The organism is Nonomuraea sp. NPDC059023, from assembly GCF_042740095.1.
GTDB lineage: Bacteria > Actinomycetota > Actinomycetes > Streptosporangiales > Streptosporangiaceae > Nonomuraea.
Genome location: NZ_JBHYIO010000098.1, coordinates 4,757 through 7,863, shown reverse-complemented (window position 1 = coordinate 7,863; position 3,107 = coordinate 4,757). Strand labels below are relative to the sequence as shown.

Genomic DNA, 3,107 nt, shown 5'->3' with positions numbered 1-3,107 from the left:
GCGGGCATCGACGGCATCGCCGTATGGGCGCTGACCTGCCTGACCGCGGTGCTTTCCAGCATGGACGCGCGCAGCCTGCCCGAGGCGATCTTCCGCCTGGCCGCGCCGCTCGTCGCGGCCTGGCTGTGGGAGCGCGGCATGGCCATCGAACGGCACCGCATCCGCGGCACCGGCCGAATCAACTGGCGCCTCACCCCCGAACGCATCCTGGTACGGCTTGGTCTTGCCGAGGCCCGGGACCGCAGCGCCGCCGACGTGGACGCCCAGCGGTGGGTCACCCGCATAGGTCTCGCGGCCAAACGCGCCAAGCAACTCCGCGACACCAGCGCATCCGACCGCAAGCAGCGCACCGCCCTCGCCAGACTCGACCGGGTCTTCGAACGAGCCGCCCAGCACATCGGGCTGGGCCGCGACCCGGAGGTGCAGGAGCGGGTCCGCGCGGAAGTGGCGGCGCTGTTCAGTGTGAGCGGCCTTCTGGATGTTCCCGCTTCTTCGGAGTGGATGCCCTCTCCCGAGGCGCCCACGCCTACCATCCCGGTGCGCCGGATCGTGGTCCTTCGTACGGAGGCGCGTACGGAACCGGTCATACGGGTTGTCCGGCTCGCCCGGCAGTTCTCGTTCACCTCTGAGCCGGCGCAGCCCGCGGTCCACGTCCTGCGGCGCGGCTTCACCTTCCGTCCCGGCACGGTCCGTACGGCGCCGCCGCGTACGGTCCTGGTCTTCCGTAACGGCTCCGTATCCGCAGACCGTGATCACATCGACCGAACCGTATTCGTACGGGAAATCACGGCCGAGATCCTCACCGCCGCCGCCCAAGGCGACAAGTGGGGCCCGGACTACGACACGCTGCAGGCCCGCTCCGGACGCAAGCGGTCATGGTGCGAGAAGGCCGTCGCCGACGCGCGCAAGGCCGTGTTCCCTACGGACCTGCGTACGGATGACGCGGACCGCGCACCGGCGCTCGCCGGTTCCCTGAACGGTTCCCCCACCTCCTGACGCATGGAGTACTGACATGTCTGTTCTGATCGTCCCTGCGCTGTTGATTCCGCTCGTGCTCGCCCTCAGCGCCACCCGCTCACCTCAGACCGACGCGGTCGCCGCCGCCGGCTTCGCAGCACGGGTACGCGCCTGCGGCTGGTGGTCGCCCCTGTACGCGATCTGCGGGTTCCTGGCCGTGTCTGGTCTTGCCGTCGGCGCCGGTGTGCTCGCTCTGCTCGACGTGGCGGCCCAGCTGGGCGCGCGTACGGCCAGCGGCTTGTTCGTCGTCTTGCAGGCCATCCACGAGCACCTGAGTGACCTGACCACGTCCCGTCTCGCCACTCCGTATGCGATGCCTGCCGGGGAGCGCCGGTGAGCCGTCCGTTCCGGCTGCTGCGGCAGCAGCCAGAGCCCACCGGCGACGAACCTTCGCCTGGCGCCGAACTCGCGGTGCCCGGCAGCCGTGAGGTAGCCGAGCAGGCGCCTGAGGTGGAGGAGCCGACCGTCTACGACGTCGAGGTGATGCCTCCCCACAACACTCCCGCCGGGGTGGTGGCACGGTTCATCCCGTCGCCGGCGCCACGCAAGGCCGCCGCTACCGCCCTCAGCGTGGGCGCCACGATCGGAAGGGGCCTGCGCTCCTGGTGGATTCGTGCCTGGGAGGGGCTCAGTCTCGGCGTCTACCGGGAGCAGATCCGCGTCGCCCGCGCCCTCGGCGACCGGGAGGCGCTCAGGGCGGCGCAAGACCACAAACGGGAGGCCAGCAAGGACCGGCGCGAACTCCTGATGGCGCTGCCGCGCATGATGCTCGGCCTGGTCAAGGTGACGGTCGGCGTCGTGCTGGGCGTCCCCACGCTGATGGTGCTGTTGTCGACGGCCATCTGGTGGTCCGGAGCCGGTTCGTTCGGCGCCCTATGGACATGGGCAGCCGATGTGCTGCGATTCGTGTTCACCACGATCGCGTTCCTGTGGACACCAGCGGTCATCAGCGCCCCCATCCTGATCTTGTGGGCGGCCTATCGGGAAGGCGACCGCTGCGCAGAGGCGCTTCCCGCGTGGACGATGTCTGATGCTCCCGGCGACGCTCACCGCAAAGACGTCATCCCCGACGAGGGGTCGATCCTCAACGCACTGCGCCACCTCGATATCTCCGCCCTGAACAGGGCCTTCAAAGCGGGCTGGAGGCCCCGCTTCATCTTGCCGACACAGCGGGACGGGCAGGGCTACCGCACGCAACTGGAGCTTCCGTACGCCGTCACCGTAGAGATGATCCTCGGCAAGAAGACCGTCCTCGCCCACAACCTCTCCCGCTTCCCGGTAGAGGTTTGGCCTACCGAACCCCGCGACCATCCCGGCGTCATGGACCTGTGGGTTGCCGACAAGGGAGCACTCACCGGCCCCGTCCCCGAGTGGCCCCTGCTGAAGAAAGGCGCCGGCGACTACTTCCGCGGCGTACCCGTCGCCGTCGAGATCCGCGGCAAATCCATCATCGGCCGCCTGTTCGAGGCCAACTACGTCATCGCCGGGATGATGGGCAGCGGCAAGTCAACGCTCATCATCACCCTGCTCCTGGGCGCGCTGCTCGACCCGCTCGTCACCGCAGACGTGTACGTGATGGCCGTCAACGCCGACTACGACCCGATGAGGCCTCGGCTGCGCACACTGATGACCGGCACCGGCGACGACGTCGCCGCGGCGTGCCTGGCCTCCATCCGCGACGCCTACGACGACCTCGACAGGAGAGGCCAGGCGCTCAAGGAGCACGGCGCCCGCGCCGTCACCCGCGAACTGGCCGAGAAAGACGCCCGGCTACGCCCCCGCATCATCGTCATCGACGAATGCCAGGCGCTCTTCCTGCACGAGGAGTACGGCAACACCGCGATTGAACTGGCGGTCAAGCTGGAAAACGCCGCCCGCAAGTACGCGGTGACCATCATCTTCGCAACCCCGGAGCCATCCTCGGACTCGCTGCCGCGCAAACTGATCGCCATCACCTCGAACAAGGCGTGCTTCGCCATCGGCGACCAGACCAGCAACGACGCCGCACTCGGCACCGGCTCCTACAAGGCCGGTATCTCAGCCGTCGGGCTAGAGCCCAAGACCGACGAAGGGCCCGGGGATGTCGGCAC

Annotated in this window: 2 protein-coding genes and 1 pseudogene; all 3 read left to right on the top strand. The window is 68.8% G+C overall.

Features of this window, described 5'->3' with window-relative positions; all coding sequences use genetic code 11:
* Positions 1 to 996 (top strand): annotated as a pseudogene (locus ACFWYW_RS58570) (hypothetical protein); the annotation flags it as partial.
* 16 nt (positions 997 to 1,012) lie between these two features.
* Positions 1,013 to 1,354: a hypothetical protein gene (locus tag ACFWYW_RS58565; RefSeq protein WP_379628222.1), complete on the top strand. Its 342-nt coding sequence runs from the start codon at positions 1,013 to 1,015 to the stop codon at positions 1,352 to 1,354.
* The coding region (locus ACFWYW_RS58560) for an AAA family ATPase (RefSeq protein WP_379641450.1) at positions 1,351 to 3,107 on the top strand (1,757 nt) is incomplete at its 3' end. The genes ACFWYW_RS58565 and ACFWYW_RS58560, both read left to right, overlap by 4 nt.